This window comes from Ruania rhizosphaerae (genome assembly GCF_009805705.1).
Taxonomy (GTDB): Bacteria; Actinomycetota; Actinomycetes; order Actinomycetales; family Beutenbergiaceae; genus Ruania; species Ruania rhizosphaerae.
In genome coordinates, this window is record NZ_VSMB01000013.1 from 42,978 (window position 1) to 58,049 (window position 15,072).

The following is a 15,072-nucleotide window of genomic DNA, read 5'->3' on the forward strand; positions in this document are numbered from 1 at the left end:
CGCAATACGTGGCGAGGGGAAGGCACAGCAAACGTGGCTAGGGTGGTGGAATGGCGAACCCGTCCCTGAACGCAGACGTCCTCGAGCAGGTGAGGGCCGCCGTCGCCCCAGACGCCTGGAGCACCGCACCGGCGGACCTGGCGGGGATGTCGCATGACGCCTCCCACTACCTGCTCCGCCCACGCGCGGTCGTCACGCCACAGAGCTTCCCCGAGCTGGTCGCCGTCCTCACCTCCGCCCACCGCGCCGGGCAACCGGTGGCCTTCCGTGCCGGGGGAACCTCCCTCTCCGGTCAGGCCGGGACCGACGGGATCCTCATCGATGTCCGCCGCCACTTCGATGCCGTCGAGGTGCTCGATGGTGGGGAGCGGGTGCGGTGCGGACCCGGTGCGGTGCTGCGCCGGGTCAACGCGATGCTCGCCCGGCATCGTCGCAAGCTGGGCCCGGACCCGGCGAGCGAGATCGCCTGCACCATCGGTGGTGTGGTCGCGAACAACTCCTCGGGCATGACCAGCGGCATCGCTGCGACGGCGTATCACACGATGGAGTCGATCCGGTTCGTGCTCCCCTCCGGCACTGTGGTCGACACTGCCGACCCGGGCGCTGATGCGCATCTGCGCGACCGCGAGCCGGAGCTGCATTCCGGCCTGCTGCGGCTGCGGGACCAAATCCGCAGCACACCGGCCCTGCGGCGCACCGTCGAGCACCAGTTCTCGATGAAGAACACCATGGGCTACGCCCTCAACTCTTTCCTCGACCACGATGAGCCTGCGCAGATCCTCGGCCATCTGATGGTCGGCTCGGAGGGCACGCTCGGGTATGTCGCCTCGGTGGTGCTGCGCACCGTCCCCGTGGCCACGGAGCATGCCACCGCGCTGCTCGTGCTGGACTCGGTCGACCGTGCCACCGACGCGGTGGGCGGTCTGCTCGGAGCGGGTGCCAAGGCCGTCGAGCTCATGGACGCCGCTGCCCTGCGGGTCGCGCAGGACCTGCCCGCCGCCCCCGACGTGATCCGTGACATCCAGGTGAAGGCGCATGCGGGCCTGCTGGTGGAGTTCCAGACCACCGATGCCGGCGAACTCGCTCAGCAGGTCGCCGCCGCCGGTCCGGTGATCGAGGCGCAGCGGCCCACCACCCCGGCCGCGCTGACCGCCGACCCCGCCCAGCGCTCGGCACTGTGGGTGGTGCGCAAGGGCCTGTATGCCGCGGTTGCCGGGGCGCGCCGACCGGGCACCGTCAATCTGCTGGAGGACGTCGCCGTCCCGCCGGGCGCGCTGACCGGAACCGTGCAGGGCCTGATCGAGCTCTTCGGCCGCTACGACTACGACGACGCGGTCATCTTCGGCCACGCGCGCGACGCCAACCTGCACTTCATGATCACCCCCAACCTGGATGATCCCGCCGAGCTGGCGGGCTACGAGGCGTTCACCGAGGACATGGTGGACCTCATCCTCGGAGCGAACGGCACCCTCAAGGCCGAACACGGAACCGGACGCATCATGTCCGCCTACGTGCGCCGTCAGTACGGGGACGAGCTGTACGCCGCGATGGGCGAGATCAAGCGGCTCTGCGACCCGCGGGGAATCCTCGCTCCCGGGGTGCTTCTCGACGACGACCCCCGCGCCCACGTGCGCCACCTCAAGGTGGTGCCCACCGTCAACGGCGCCGTCGATCGGTGCGTCGACTGCGGTTTCTGCGAGCCCGCCTGCCCGTCCCGGAACACCACGACCACGCCCCGGCGACGGATCGCGCTGCTGCGGGAGGCGGATATCGCCGGTGCTGCGGGCGATGAGGCCACGCGGGAGGCGATCGAGTCCGCCTACTCCTACGACGCCGTGGACACCTGCGCAGCCGACTCGCTGTGCGCGGGCGCCTGCCCGGTGAACATCGACACCGGTGCGGTGATGAAGTCCTTCCGCGCCGAGCGGCATGGGGCGTTCGCTCAGCGGGCCGGGAGCACGGTGGCCAGCGCGTGGGCGCCGCTCACCTCGGTGCTGCGCACCGGTCTCACGATTGCCGACGGCGTCCCCTCTTCCCTGCTCTCGGGCGTGACCTCCGCAGCGCGCACCGTGCTGCCGCATGAGCTGTTGCCCGCTGTGGGTAAGGATCTGCCCGGCCCGGGGCGCAAGCGCAGCAACCTGGGCGTGCCCGAGACCGGCGGAGCGAGTGTGCCGGACGTCGTGTTCTTTCCCTCCTGCACCGGCGCCTTGTTCGGGCCGGCCACCGGGGATGTGGGGGCTTCGGCGGCGATGCTCGAGGTGTGCGAGCGGGCGGGGCTCCGGATCGAACTCGTGCAGGGTATCGACGGGCTCTGCTGCGGGACGCCGTGGGCGTCGAAGGGATTCACGCAGGGTCAGAACACGATGGCGGCACGGGTGGCGGATGCCGTGATCGCGGCGACCGACGGCGGACGGGTTCCACTGGTGTGCGATGCGGCTTCCTGCACGCACGGGATCGCCGATCTGGGCGCTCATCTCGACCCCGTGCGCGCGGCGCTGTGGGAGGAGATCGAGGTTCTCGACGCCGTCACCTACGCCCGGCGGGAGGTGCTACCGCGGCTGGAGGTGCCCGACGACGCCCGCCTGGACTCACTGGTGCTGCACCCCACGTGCTCGACTGAGCACCTGGGCACCGGAGCCGACCTGACGGCCGTGGGGGAGGCCGTCGCACACGAGGTGACTGTGCCGCCGTCGTGGGGGTGCTGTGGGTTCGCCGGGGACCGGGGGATGCTGCATCCGGAACTGACCGCGGGGGCGACCGAGGCGGAGGCGCGAGATGTCGCCGAGGTCGTGGCGACGATCGAGGCAGCGGGCGGGCCGGCTGATCGGACGGCGTTCGCCTCCTGCAATCGCACCTGCGAGATGGGCATGAGTCGCGCCACGGGTCAGGACTATGAGCACGTGCTGGAGACGCTGGCCAGGGTGACCCGGCCGGCGTAGAAGGGGCGCCCCCACCGAACAACCGAGAAGGGGCCGAACTTTCGACCCCTTCTCGGTTCAGGGGTGCAAAGTTCGGCCCCTTCTCGGGGTCGGTTGGCGCGGATCGACCGTCGAGCCGGAGCCGAGGTCGGGCCAGTCACCTCGTGCGATCAGGCGTAGGTCGTGCGGCCCTGGTCGAACCAGGCCCGGGCGCGGAACAGCAGACCGCATGCGACCGCAACCCAGAGCAGGCCGACGACTCCTCCGCCGCCAGCACCGGAGACCATGCTGATGACGGTCATGATCAGGTAGATCGCGCCGAGCGCCAGCAGACCGTACAAGCCGACCTTGCTGCGGCGGAACGCCAGCACGGCGAGCACGATCGCGGCGATCCCGATCACGAGGAAGATGCCGCCGAACGCGGGCATCATGTCGATCATGTCGCGCGGGAGTCCGGCATCAGCCATCTCGTCGGCCATTCCGGATGCTCCGAGGAGCACGAATCCGATGACGACGAGGAATGCGCTGCCCACCCAGGTCATGATCGCTGCCGCGGTCACGCCACCAGGGCGTGCATCCGGCGTGGTGGAGCCGGAGGTGCCGTAGGTGCTGTACTCACCCGCGGCCGGTGCCGTCGGGGCCATGGGCGGCATTGCCCGATCCGTGCCGGGGCCTGGCCCCTGCGCGGCGTAGGGCGGTGCTGCGGGAGGCGCCTGGGGTGTGTTCGGGTCGGCCTGACTGGGGCCGGTGCCATAGCTTGGTCGATTCGGGTCCGGCTGCTGCTGCGTGTTGTACGGGTCGTTCGGCTGATTCGGATTCGACATGTGTGGTCACCCTCTTCGTTCTCGTCCTGCCACGGTACGGCGCCTGAGCAGGGCTTGCCATCGGCACTGTGGGGGAGAACTGCCCACCCGTCTCCGCCACGCGGTGGATCCTGGCTGCCATCGGGACCTATCGGGACCTATCGGGACGTCGCCAACTCGAACGTGTGAGTCGGCCCAGAAGGCACTCATCGCCCGGGCGCTGAGTCTGTCGACGCCACTGCCGAGCGGCTCACCCACCGTCGTCGGGATCGACCAACGGAACGAACCGGTACTCGCCTGCCGTCCGGCGATGGAAGGACTCCCTGGCCCGGTCGACCACGGTCATCGTGGTGCCGACCGGGATGACCATCCGGCCGCCGTCGGCAAGTTGATGGAGCAGCGCTGGGGGAAGCGTCGGCGTCGTGGCGGAGACGAGGATGCGGTGGTAGGGCGCCCCTTCCGGGCGGCCGAGCACATCCGAGCGAGCGGTGCGGATCCGAGCCCACGGCACCCCCGCGGCACGTACGTTCCTTCTGCCTATCCGCACCAGGGCCGGACGCACCTCCACCCCGTCCACCAGACCCTCCGGACCCACCAGGTGTGCGAGCAGCGCCGTGGTCCAGCCCGAACCACTGCCGAGGTCGAGTACGTGGGCCCCGCGGGGCACCGCAAGCAGCGCCAGCATCTGCCTGACCGTGCTGGGCTGGGAGCAGGTCTGTCCCTCGCCCAGGTGCACAGGCCGGTCCTCGCCCGCCTCAGCCCGTGCCGCGGACGGCAGGAACCACTCCCGCGGGGTAGCGGCGAACGCGGCGTCCAGCGCGGCCTGCGGGGTCGTCTCGAGATCCTCGACCTTGTCCATGCTCACTTCCCGGATCCCAGAATACCGATGAGGTCCAGCAGCCTCCCTCCGAGACGCTCGGATCGGTGCCCTGACCGAGGCCCGACACCCGGTGTTCAACTTCGGGCGCCCGGCGCGTCACCGTTCGGCGAGACCGCGTTCACCACGTGCACCTAGCGTGCAGTGGTCGCGATCGGCGCCCCCTGCCTCGTGACACTTCTCCTGGCCCGGCAGCGCTCGCCCTGTCCGGGCTTGTCGCCGTGCCCAAGAACGCACCATCTAGGAGTGATATGACGTTGTCCACTGGCTCTCTTCGCGTATGGGGGGCGACCGTGGCGGGTCTTGCCCTCGTTGCGGGGGTACTCGGCGCCGGGATCGGTGGTGAGTCGGCGTCCGCCGACACCGTCACCGACGGCGCAGCGGTCGGAGAACCACAGACCGTCCTGATCGAGAGTACGCACGCGACCGGAAAGACGGCGGTGATCGCAGCGGAGGACATCCCGTTGTCCAGCCGGACGATCGCCACCGAACCGGATGCGCTGACCGCGCAGGTCGTGGTGATGTATCCGATCGCGGGAGCCTCGGACACGTTCGTGCTGACGAGTGCCGCGGGGGATGTGCTCGCTCGCGCCGAAGAGTCTCGCGCACTCGAGCTGCTGGACGTCACCCCGGTGGCAGCGGCGGCCAACGATCTGGCCACCTGGTCGGTCACAGAGCGAGATGACATCTCGATGCTCATCAACGGCCGCGCGCTCAACGGGAACGACGCCGCGCTGAACCTGTACGGCTGGAGTACCGCGGACGGTGCCGAGATCGGCACCTGGGACGCGGGCGACTTCGGTGGCAACGAGTCATGGCGCATCCACCCGGTGCAGGCAACCACGGAGACGGTCGGCCAGCTCGTCCTGCCCGGTTCCGTGCCCGACCTGCCTGACGCCGTCACTGCCGTCTACGGTTGGGGTGCCTCGGTCGAGGTGGAGGGTATCCACTGGGAGATGCCCGATGGCGCAGTGTGGAACGTCGACGGCGTCGTCGAGTTCGCAGGGTACGCAGACGGCCCCTACGGCGATACGGTCCGGGTCGATGCACGGTTCACGGTCGGGACGGTCGGCGATGCGCTCGATAGCGAACTGAGGAGTTTCGCCGGAGTGCGGCTCGGCACGCTGCGTTCGCTCGCACCTCGCACGGTTGACCGCTCCGTGAGCGGCTCCGAGATGACTGTCGAGGCAGCCGTGCGTTGGGACTGGGATGCGATTGACCCCGAGGTACTCACCCGCGACGGTGAGTTCACGGTGCCCGCTGCTGCCGACCTCGGCTTTGCCGCGTCGCTGCACGTCACGCTGGCCCCTGCGTCCGAGGTGAATGTGCTGCGCGCCGGTGGCGTCCGGTCGTGGCGCCTGGCAGGCTCCGAGGATCTCAGTGGCCTCACCGACGGCGACCGTGATGCGGAAGCCTTCGGCGACTGGCGGTCCGGCGGTGCGGACAACCGCGTGAACCCGAACTGGGTCGCCTACTACTTCGAACGGCCCACGCAGGTTCATAGCGCCGCCCTGTACGAGTTCGCCGGGGCCGACAACATCGGCACGGTGACCTTCCAATGGCGCAACATGCGCGGTGGCTGGGAAGACGTCTCCGTCGGAACGCTGACGAACGACGGCGAGCGGCTGCAGCTGGAAACGGAGTTCGAGCCCGTGACCGCAACGGGCTTTCGCGCGGTGATCGAGAACAAGTCGGACGCCTCTTGGATGCAGCTGGCGGAGTTCGAGGTCTGGGGTCCGGGACTGTGAGGACACAACGATCCATGAAGAAGACAATGGTGCGCTGGACGGCCGTGCTCGGGGCCGCTGCGACGGTTGCCGCGCTGGCGGCGCCCGTGACGGCGCAGGAGGCGCAGGCGGCTGAGGACCCCGGTTCGCGGTTCACCGTCGCGGTGCTGCCGGACACGCAGTTCTATTCGCGCTACTCGGCCGAGCAGTTCATGCCGCGTTACGGCACCGACCCGTTCGAGGCGCAGACCACCTGGCTCGCCGGCAACGCCGAGGAGCTGAACGTCCGGTTCACCACGCACCTCGGTGACGTCGTGGACCAGGAGTGGGTGCCGGGGGAGTGGGAGGCCGGCGACCGGGCGATGCGCGTCCTGGACGAGGCAGGCATGGACTACTCGGTTCTGCCGGGCAACCACGACGTCGCGGACTGGGGCGCCCGGAGCTCGGAGAGCAACGCGGCGAACTACCTCGCGAACTTCCCCGCGAGCCGGCTCTCGGCCGACACCGTTGTCTCGACCCACCAGAACGGATACTCGAATGCGCACGTGTTCGAGGCGGAAGGGCAACAGTTCCTCGTCCTCGCGATCGGCTGGAACGCCGAACCGGGAACCTGGGCGTGGGCGCAGTCGGTGCTCGATGCGAACCCGACGCTGCCGACGATTCTGACCTCGCACGCGATCATCGACATCGACAAGGCGACGGGCGAGCCGGCCGAGTTCTGGTTCGGGCAGGAGATGTGGGAGGAGCTGATCCGCTCCAACGACCAGATCTTCATCACCCTCAATGGACACTTCCACGGCCAGACCCGCCGCGTTCTCACCAACGACGCCGGCAACGACGTGCACCAGATCCTGCTCGACTCGCAGATGGCCGCTGACGGCGGCAACGGGATCATGGCGATGATGGAGTTCGATCTGAGCAACGACCGGATCGACTTCGCCACGATCTCGCCGTGGGTGACGATGAAGGACGCCGAGACGTTGACTCCCTCGGACACCCCCGTGGTGAGCACACCGGAAGCGGACTTCTCCCTGGAGATCGACTTCTCGGAGCGGTTCTCCTTCGCCGAGGGCTTCGGACCGGGTGAGGGCTCCTACGGCGACCTCTCCGAGCGGGCGAAGGAGATCGTCAGCGAGGGCTGGGACGGCGACGGCGGTGCTGACCTGCTCGTGCCGGCCGGTGCGCGGTCGGACTACATCGAGGTGCCGGGCACGCTTGCCCACTGGCGCTTCGGTGACCAGGAGGAAGGCATTCTGCCCGAGAACGCCAAGATCACCGACGAGACCGGGCAGAACCCGATGTACCGGCTTCCGGTCGATCAGATCAACGCCCCAGCGCAGGTCGAGGACGTCACCATCACGCGTGAGAACGCCCCGAGGCTCTCCGCCGACGCCTCCGCGGTGTGCTTCGCGGACGCCTCGCGCAGCACCGGGAACCTCAACTACCTGACCACCGAGTACGACGTACCCGTCACGCACGCCACATTCGAGGACGGGTACACGATCGAGTCCTACGTCTACCTCTCCGAGGAGTGGACTGTCGAGGACAACCAGTGGGGCGGATGGTTCTCGCGCACCGGCCGCCGCTCGGCCCTGCCCGTGGCCTGGGAGCAGTACGACTACACCATGGGCCCGGCGTTCTTCTCGGTCTCGAACCTGCGGGAGTTCCAGTGGGCAACCACGAACGGCACGCCGTGGACGAACACCGGTTCGCTGTGGTCCGGGGAGATCATGACCGGCAACTGGTACCACGTCGCTGCGGTGAACGACCCCGCCACGCATCGCACGACGATGTACGTCGACGGGGTGCCGGTGCTGCGCAATGCGACGAATCTGGACGGTATGACCTTCGCCCCCGGCTACCCGTGGGTGATCGGAACCGTGTTCAACTACGACGAGGCCTCGAACGGCTGGAACGGGTGCGTCGGCGAGACACGCATCGTGGACCATCCGATCGACCCGACCCAGTTCCTCTACAACCGTGTGGACATCGACAGCGACTTCGCGGTCACGGACGCCCCGTCCGGGGAGCTCGTGGCAGGGTCGGAGGTCACTGGGCTGCAGGGCACCGGACGACCTGGATCGCAGGTCCGCATGACCGACGGCGCGGTGGGAGCTCGGGCAGCGGCCGAGACGACCGTCTCGGAAGATGGCACGTGGAGCCTGCAACTCGGGACGCCGATCTCCGCGGCAGGCAATCACGAGCTGACGGTCATGCCGAGCCTCGGCACGCGTGACGGCGAGGCAGCCACCGTCACGTTCTCGATCGCCGACGAGGGCTCGGGTGATGCCTCGAGCGACCCGGGCACCGGCGCGGACGCAGACGCGACCGGTGGGGGCGACGCATCGAATGGGGACGATGATCCCTCCGCGAACGGCAGCACGGGCGCGGACGACGCGGGCGATCCGGCTGCCGAGGACAATGGCGGACTGCCTTCCACCGGCGCGTCGACGATCTTGTGGGTGATGCTGGTGGCCGGTGCACTGGCGATCGGGATCGGACTTGGGCTGCGCCGCCGGCGCGGGGTGGGTGCGATCTGATCGTTTCGCCCCTGAGGGGCCGAATGTTCGCCCCCTTCTCGCTGACGGGATCACACATTCGGCCCCCGGGGCCCCGGCGCCGCCGCTCCCGGGGCCCCGGCGCCGGCCCCGATCGCCGCGGCGCTGCTCTCAGGCGTCCTCGCGGACCGTGGGCGTATCACCGGGGCCGCCCGGGGCTCGGCCTCCTTCGTTTCCGCCTGCCGGTGCACCGCCGCCGCCCGTATCGGTGGTGGTGTCCACGCCAACGGTCAGAGTCACGGTGTACCCGGCAGCGACATCCCCGGTGACGGTGGCGAGCTGGCTAGCACCGCCGTCATCGGAGAAGACGTTGTCCGAGTCCAGGCTGACGCGGGCGAGATTGTCCACCGACGCCTCGTACCCCGCTTCGGCGTAGACGGTTTCGCAGACGTCCTGCGGGAGGGCCACCTGCGAGGTCGCGATGACGTTGGCGACGTCGGTGATGTTCTCCTGGTCCGGGTACACCTCGAAGTGGATGTGCGGCCAGCGTCCGTCGTAGCAGGCCGGGAAGATGCTGGTGTAGCTGACCAGGCCCGCCTCGTCGGCGATCTGTACTCCGCGCAGGAAGTTCTCCTCGGTCACGCCTTCGGAGTACATCGAATACCCACCCTCACGGGTGCAGTGCCACACGTACACCGCCACACCTTCGAAGGGCGCGCCGTCGTCGGCGAGGTCCACGATGGTCAGGTCGAGCGTCATCGGCACTCCCTCGGCCACCCCTGAGGACTCCCCGATGCTCGTGGTGATGTCACTGCGCACGATGCCGGATTCCTGCAGTACATCGGGCCCGTTCGAGCCGTCGCCGGGGTAGGGGCCCGCCGTCTCCTCCGGAATCTCGGTCAGTGCGTCGGTACTGGACGTGGTGCTGCCCGCCGTGCCGCCGCCTGAACTGCCGGTATCGGTGACGGCGCTGCAGGCAACCAGACCGAATCCAGCCGCCCCGGCACCGAGAGCGCCGAGCATCGTCCGCCGCGACATCAGCGTGGCCACGTCGAACGCCAGGCCCTGGTCCACCACCTCCTCGTCCTGGTGGGGCAGAACCCGGCCCTCGTAGGTCCGCAGTGTCGGGGTGGAACTCATGGCGATCTCCTCGCGTTGTGACTGTCGGTGATGACGCCAGACGCTAGAGCGCGCATCTGTCGGCATACCGAGAGAACGCTGGGAGGTCCCTGAGCCCGGTCGAGGATCGCCACAAGGCCCGTAAGGGCGTCATCGGCTGGGCGCGGCAGCTCCCAGGATTCGGCGAAGTTCCGCCGTGTATCGCGGGCCCAGATCCACCTCACGGCCGTGGTGGCGCCAGGTGATGAGATTCTCCGGCGAGAAGCGCCGGGCGCACGTCGCGCACGCCATCGGCCGCGTGGGTCGGCGATAGCGGCGGTGCACGTGACCGGCGCGGCAGTGCCCCTCCCATGGGGCCGGCGGTGCGGGCGCGTCCGCCGGCAGGCACCGCTCGCCACTGGCGCCGATCTGGACGGCGATCGCCCGCCACCGGGGTCCGTGGCCAGTGCGGGGGCCGGCCAGGGCGTGGGCGATCTCATGCAGCACGGTGTCCCGGACCGCGGATTCCTCCAGCAGCGGGATCAGGTGGCGGCTCAGGCTGATCGTGCGCCGGTCGTAGCGGCACAGTCCGGCCCGTCGGCGAGCAGAGTCCAGCGTCAGCCGCCAATCGGTCAGACCGTGCTGGTCGAGCAGGTCACGCCCCAGGGTCAGGGCTGCGTTCAGGTCCACGTGCCTCCGCCTATCGTCGCGCTGTATCTGTCAGGGACGGTATCGGTACCCGCCGACATCGAGCCACGCGGGTGCCGATCTCGGTTCGCGGGTGCCCACCGCGCAGCGCTCAGGCCTCCGCGAGCGCCTTGCGCAGTCGTTTCGGTGAGACGGGTTCGCTGGTGCCGAGTTGCTGGGCGAAGAAGCTCACGCGCAACTCTTCCAGCAGCCACCGCACCTGCTCGAGCCGGAGGAGCCGGGCCGGGTCGTGCTCGGCGCTGCGCGCCGCCGCCCACCACGCATCCCGCAGCTCTCCGAGCTGCCAGGCCAGTGTCGCGTCCCGCCCGGGGTTCTCGGCGGCCTTCTGCAGGCGCACGACGGCGGAGCGTAGGTACCGAGGCAGGTCGCCCAATCGTTCGGGCGGGGTGGTGCTGAGGAACCCGTCGTGGATGAGCGCCGCCTGCTGGTCCCGCACATCGGTGAGCACGTCCAGCAGGGCCATCGAGGTGGTGGCCTTGATCTGGGCATCCAGCTCCCGGGAGACCGTCAGGGTGTCGGCGGCGATGCCGGCGAGGCGGTGGGTCTCGTCCTCCAGCTTGTCGCGCAGGCCGGTGGCGAGGGTCTCGAACGCGGACCGGGTGCGCAGCCCCGCCAGGTCCGTGCCGGCGGTGAGGGAGGCGAGTGCCGCGCGCTGCAGCTCGGTCACCAAGGCATCGGTGCTCGCGTACGGGCTTGCGGCCAGGGCCAGGGAGCGCTGGGCGTCCCACCGGGAGGTCACCCGGCTGGTGGGCAGCACCAACCGCTGCAGGAGGAGCGCCCGGACGCCTTCGCGGTGCTGCAGTGCCTGTTCGCCGGCGTCGGTCAGCACGGTGAGCCGGACAGAACTGACGGCCCTGGGGAACTCCGTGCCAGATATGGCACGGAGTCGCCGTGAGCCTTCAGTTGTGTCCGCTGCCTCGTCCACCAGGGCCGGGTAGCCGCGCACTTCCAGCCCGCCCGGGCCGGTGGAGGTGACCGATGCCGGGATGGCATCGATCGATGGCCAGTCGGTCAGTCCGGTCTCCTCGGCGAGCCCCGGGGTGAGCCCAGCACCGGCTGGGGTGGAGGAGCCAGCAGTCTGGGCCCGACCTCGGCTGCGATCACCGCCGCGCCGATCACCGTTCCTGCGGTCCTTCGGCAGCGGGCCACCGGCCTCCCGCAACGCGCCTCGCACGGCGGAGCGGACGGCGTCGGCCGACTCCCGGGCGAGCCGGCGCTGCAGGGCCGCCAGATCGCTGCCGGTACCGAGCACCGCGCCACGCTCTGACTCCACCTGAAAGGTGACCTGCAGGTGGGCCGGGATCCGGGAGACGTCCACATCATCGGGACGTACCTCGACCTCGCGCACCTGCGCCGCGGCGGCGGCGAAGGCCTCCAGGAAGGAGGGGTCGCCGTCGGGGGCCACCTGGTCCCAGGCGGGGAGGCGGGCGACGATCTGCCTGGCGACATCGGGTGCAGGCACGAGCTCACGGCGGATCGGTTTGGGCAGCGCCCGGATGGTGGCGATGATCAATTCCTCGACCAGCCCTGGGACCAGCCAGTCGAAGCCCGCGGGCCGGACCTGGTTGAGCACTGCGACCGGGATGTGCACGGTGATGCCGTCGGTCTCGGTGCCGGGCTCGAACTGATAGGTCAGCGGCAGCGTGAGATCGCCCTGGTGCCAGGTGTCGGGAAAGGCATCCGGGTCGAGCTCATCGGCCTGCGGCAGCAGCAGCTCGGTGGTGAAGGTGAGCAGGTCCGGCGTCTCGCGGCGGGCCTTCTTCCACCAGGAGTCGAAGTGCGCAGCTGTGGTGACCTCACGCGGGATGCGCGCGTCGTAGAAGTCGTAGATGCCCTGGTCGTCGAGCAGCAGATCGTGGCGGCGCTCGCGGGCGGCCAGGGACTCCGCCTCGGCGAGGATCCGGGCGTTCTCGGCCACGAAGGCGTGGTGGGAGCGCCAGTCTCCTTCCACCAGTGCGCGGCGGATGAACATCTCCCGCGCGACCTCGGCGTCGATCCGGCCGAGCGGCACCATCCGGTCGGCCACGATCGGCACCCCGTACAGGAGCACCTTCTCCTTGACCATCGCCGCACCGCGCTTGGCTGACCAGACCGGCTCGTTGTGGACGCGCTTGACCAGGTGCTCGGCCAGCGGTTCGGCCCATTCGGGTTTGATCCGGGCCACGGTGCGGGCGAATAGCCGCGAGGTCTCCACCAGTTCCCCGGCCATCACCCAGGCGGGGTTCCTCTTGGCCAGATGGGATCCGGGGAAGATGACGAACCGGGTGCCGCGCGCGCCGGCGTACTCGCGGCGGCGCTCGTCCCAGGCGCCGATGTGGGAGAGGAGGCCGGCGAGGAGGGCCTGGTGGATGGCGTCGGCCTTCGCCTCGGCCTGCTCCTTGGTGTCGGTGGCCGGATCGTGCCGCTCGTGCCCCATCGGGAGCCCCAGCTGCTTGACCATCTGGCGGAGCTGGGAGTGCACGTCCTGCCACTCCCGGATGCGCAGGAAGTGCAGGAACTCGGCCTTGCACTGGCGACGGAACGCGGAGGAGGAGAGCTCGCGCTGCTGCTCGCTCAGGTAGCGCCAGAGGTTGAGGATGGCGAGGAAGTCCGAGGTGGGGTCGGCGAAGCGGCGGTGCTTCTCGTCGGCGGCTTGCTGGGCCTCGGCCGGCCGCTCACGCACGTCCTGCACGGACATCCCGGCCACGATCACCATCACCTCGCGCAGGCAGCCCAGGCGTGCAGCCTCGGTGATCATCCGCCCCATCCGCGGGTCGATCGGGAGGTGGGCGAGCTGGCGCCCGGTCGAGGTCAGCTGGTTCGTTCGCGGATCGATCGCGCCCAGCTCGTGCAACAACTGCGTGCCGTCGCGGATCGCCCGCGGGTCGGGAGCGTCGAGGAAGTCGAAGGCACTGATCTCCCCGAGCCCGGCGGCGGCCATCTGCAGGATCACCGACGCCAGCGAGGTGCGCAGGATCTCCGGTTCGGTGAACTCCGGGCGGCCGGAGTAGTCGCGCGCCGAGTACAGCCGGATGCAGATGCCGTCAGCCACGCGCCCGCAGCGCCCGGCTCGCTGGTTGGCGCTGGCCTGGCTGACCGGTTCGATCGGCAGACGCTGGACCTTGGTGCGGTTGGAGTAGCGGGAGATGCGGGCGGTACCGGTGTCGATCACGTACCGGATCCCGGGCACGGTCAGGGATGTCTCGGCCACATTGGTGGCGATCACGATCCGCCGGGTGGTGTGGGCCTCGAACACCCGGTGCTGCTCGGCTGCGGAGAGCCGGGCGTACAGCGGCACCACCTCGACGGCGTTCGCCGCATGCGCCGAGTTGCGCGCCGTTCCGGCCTTCACGTAGCGCGTGCCGAGGTGGGAGGCGAGGGCGTCGGTGGCATCGCGGATCTCGCGTTCGCCGGAGCAGAACACCAGGATGTCACCGGGGCCTTCGGCCATCAGCTCATCGGCGGCGACGCAGATGCCGGTGGACTGGTCGATGGCATCCTCGCCCCCAGTGACCGGAGGCTCGGGCGAGCCGCCGGGAGAGGAGGGGGCGCCGTCGTCGGGGTCCTCCACATCGGGAACGAGGGGCCGGTAGCGCACCTCGACCGGATACGTGCGACCGGAGACCTCGATCACCGGCGTCTCGCCGGCGGCCTTCGCGAAGTAGCCGGCGAACCGCTCGGAGTCGATCGTGGCGGAGGTGACGATCACCTTCAGATCGGGGCGCTGGGGCAGGAGCTGGTGCAGGTAACCGAGCAGGAAGTCGATGTTGAGGGAGCGTTCGTGCGCCTCGTCCACGATGATCGTGTCGTAGCGGCGCAGCAGCGGGTCGCGCTGGATTTCGGCGAGCAGGATCCCGTCGGTCATCACCTTGACCAGGGTCTGCTCGGAGACCTGGTCGGTGAAGCGCACCTGGTACCCCACAACCCCGCCGAGGGGGACGGAGAGCTCTTCGCTGAGGCGTTCGGCCACCGTGCGTGCGGCGATCCGGCGCGGCTGGGTGTGCCCGATCGTGCCACCGATGCCGCGGCCGAGCTCCAGGCAGATCTTCGGGATCTGCGTGGTCTTCCCGGAGCCGGTGGCGCCGGCCACGATCACCACCTGGTGATCCCGGATCGCCGCGGCAATGTCCTCCACGCGCGCGCTCACCGGCAACTGGGGCGGGTAGGAGATGGCCGGGCGGGCGGCCTCCCGGGTGGCGATCAGTTCCGGCGACGGCGGCCGGTAGCCCTGATTCTTCGGATTCGGCCTGCGCTGGGGGTCACCTGAGCGGCCGCGGCGGGGGTCACCTGAGCGACCGCGGCGGGGGTTACCGGAACGCCCGCGGCGCCGGGGCTGGTGATTCGGGCGCGCAGGTTCGGGGCGGGGGTTGGTCTCGCTCACTCGTTCGTTGGCTCGGGGTCGGAGTCTGGGCGTGCTCGGCCCATTCTCCCTGATGTGTCAGCACCTTTTCCTGACAGGGCTCG

8 protein-coding genes are annotated in these 15,072 nt (G+C 69.7%); 3 read left to right on the plus strand and 5 right to left on the minus strand.

Going from position 1 to position 15,072, the window contains the following annotated elements; all coding sequences use genetic code 11:
- The first annotated feature begins 50 nt into the window (after positions 1–50).
- Positions 51–2,939 (plus strand): FAD-binding and (Fe-S)-binding domain-containing protein, encoded by a 2,889-nt coding sequence (locus tag FV560_RS16185; RefSeq protein ID WP_159622605.1) that lies wholly within the window; start codon positions 51–53, stop codon positions 2,937–2,939.
- Between the two features lie 149 nt (positions 2,940–3,088).
- Here the strand turns inward: FV560_RS16185 and FV560_RS16190 are convergent, their stop codons facing one another.
- Positions 3,089–3,742 carry a hypothetical protein gene (locus FV560_RS16190; protein WP_159622606.1) on the minus strand — a complete coding sequence of 218 codons (654 nt, stop codon included), beginning with the start codon at positions 3,740–3,742 and terminating at the stop codon, positions 3,089–3,091.
- A gap of 229 nt (positions 3,743–3,971) precedes the next feature.
- Positions 3,972–4,580 (minus strand): protein-L-isoaspartate O-methyltransferase family protein, encoded by a 609-nt coding sequence (locus FV560_RS16195; protein WP_159622607.1) that lies wholly within the window; start codon positions 4,578–4,580, stop codon positions 3,972–3,974.
- Positions 4,581–4,849: 269 nt separating this feature from the next.
- On the opposite strand from FV560_RS16195, the gene FV560_RS16200 reads away from it, so the two are divergent.
- Positions 4,850–6,346: an Ig-like domain-containing protein gene (locus FV560_RS16200; RefSeq protein ID WP_159622608.1), complete on the plus strand. Its 1,497-nt coding sequence runs from the start codon at positions 4,850–4,852 to the stop codon at positions 6,344–6,346.
- A 14-nt stretch (positions 6,347–6,360) separates the two neighbouring features.
- Positions 6,361–8,865, plus strand: coding sequence for a metallophosphoesterase (locus FV560_RS16205; protein ID WP_159622609.1), 2,505 nt, complete (start codon positions 6,361–6,363; stop codon positions 8,863–8,865).
- Between the two features lie 129 nt (positions 8,866–8,994).
- On the opposite strand, the gene FV560_RS16210 is transcribed toward FV560_RS16205, so the two are convergent.
- From FV560_RS16210 to hrpA, 3 genes are all read right to left on the minus strand, one after another.
- Positions 8,995–9,963 carry an intradiol ring-cleavage dioxygenase gene (locus FV560_RS16210; RefSeq protein WP_159622610.1) on the minus strand — a complete coding sequence of 323 codons (969 nt, stop codon included), beginning with the start codon at positions 9,961–9,963 and terminating at the stop codon, positions 8,995–8,997.
- Between the two features lie 129 nt (positions 9,964–10,092).
- Entirely contained in the window at positions 10,093–10,611 is a 519-nt protein-coding gene (locus FV560_RS16215) for a SprT-like domain-containing protein (RefSeq protein WP_159622611.1), read from the minus strand.
- Positions 10,612–10,720: 109 nt separating this feature from the next.
- The gene (gene hrpA, locus FV560_RS16220) at positions 10,721–14,989 is read right to left on the minus strand and encodes an ATP-dependent RNA helicase HrpA (RefSeq protein WP_159622612.1); all 4,269 of its coding nucleotides are present in this window, start codon (positions 14,987–14,989) and stop codon (positions 10,721–10,723) included.
- Positions 14,990–15,072 lie beyond the last annotated feature (83 nt).